A 1,395-nucleotide genomic window follows, 5' to 3' on the forward strand; every position below is an offset into this window, starting at 1 on the left:
ATGTTCGCGAGCGCACAGTCAACTGCTGACTTAACGTCTAGTGTGAGGACAAGTGAGGCGAGGGAAATGCCTAAACAAGGATGTTGCACTATGCGCTGCTGGGAACGCAGCGCCACCCTTCTCAAATAATCACTGCCGCTAGTGTGTTGGCAATTGTGATGTCATGTTGATTCTGATTCTAACCTTCAAACTCTTGCCACATGCCTCATCGCCGCATTGAAAAAATGCCATGTGTTCGATAGCGCACAGAAGCAGGGTAGGTGACTCCCTTAAGGTCGAAAAAAATAACGTCAACTTCTTCAGAGCCAACGCATTCGTTTTTCTCAGGTCTCGACGCCTAGAAGCTGTCGTTTCAGAAAAATAGGGGAGCCTATGGGATGGGACTCGATCTTGCACGCAGGATCAATACGCTTTGTGACCTCGCACGATATCATCAATCAAAAACGTCGCGCCCCAGCCAATGTGCAGGGAGGGCGAGATCATGCTGTGCGTTAACTGCCAAAAAAAGCACGCTCAGACAAGCGATGATATCGCCGAACAGCAACAGATCGATGCGCGGTTGCGTGATACTGAAGCTGCCTTGCAGGACTCGAGGGAATGGGCCCAGGTAACCTTGAATTCGATCGGCGATGCCGTGGTCACGACTGACCTGGCGTGTCGGGTTACCTATCTGAATCGAGTGGCGGAAACGTTGACCGGGTGGTCGAATGCCGATGCGCTCGGCAAACCGGTGGCTCAGGTCCTGACGCTCATCGATGGGCAGACGCTCCAGTCGGTCGCCAGCCCTGCGCAGCGCGCCATGGAAGAAAACCGCACCGTCGGGCTCGCCATGGATTGCGTGCTGATTCGCAAGGACGGCAGCCAATTGGAGATAGAAGACTCGGCGGCACCCATTCATGACCAGGACGGCTGCCTCAAGGGGGCAGTGATCGTGTTCCATGATGCCTGCCACTCGCCCACCCATTCTTCCAAGCTGGCTTACCAGGCTCAGCATGATGCCCTCACCGAGCTGCCCAATCGTATCCTGCTCTCGGAGCGTCTCTACCAGGCCATTGGGCTGGCAAAACGACATCAGAACCAGGTTGCTCTGCTATATCTGGATCTCGATGAGTTCAAAAGCATCAACGACTCGCTTGGCCATGAGACAGGCGACTTTCTTTTGCAGTCGGTGGCGGGTCGTCTCAGCGAATGTGTTCGCGAAACGGACACGGTATGTCGCCAGGGCGGCGATGAGTTCGTGGTACTGCTGAGTGAAATGGAAAAGCCACAGGATGCCGCCAGAGTGGCGGAGAAAATCCTTGGCACGTTAGCTGAGCCGTACCAAATCTGCCATAACGAGCTGCATATTACCGCAAGCATCGGGGTCAGTGTTTACCCCGATCACGGCAGCGATGA

Annotated in this window: 1 protein-coding gene; it reads left to right on the top strand. The window is 54.6% G+C overall.

Features of this window, described 5'->3' with window-relative positions; translation table 11 throughout:
• Nucleotides 1-481: 481 nt before the first annotated feature.
• Nucleotides 482-1,395 (top strand): diguanylate cyclase domain-containing protein (locus FVV99_RS18445; protein ID WP_201745164.1); only part of this gene is annotated, 914 nt, incomplete at its 3' end.

This window comes from Aidingimonas lacisalsi (genome assembly GCF_008079445.1).
GTDB lineage: Bacteria > Pseudomonadota > Gammaproteobacteria > Pseudomonadales > Halomonadaceae > Aidingimonas > Aidingimonas lacisalsi.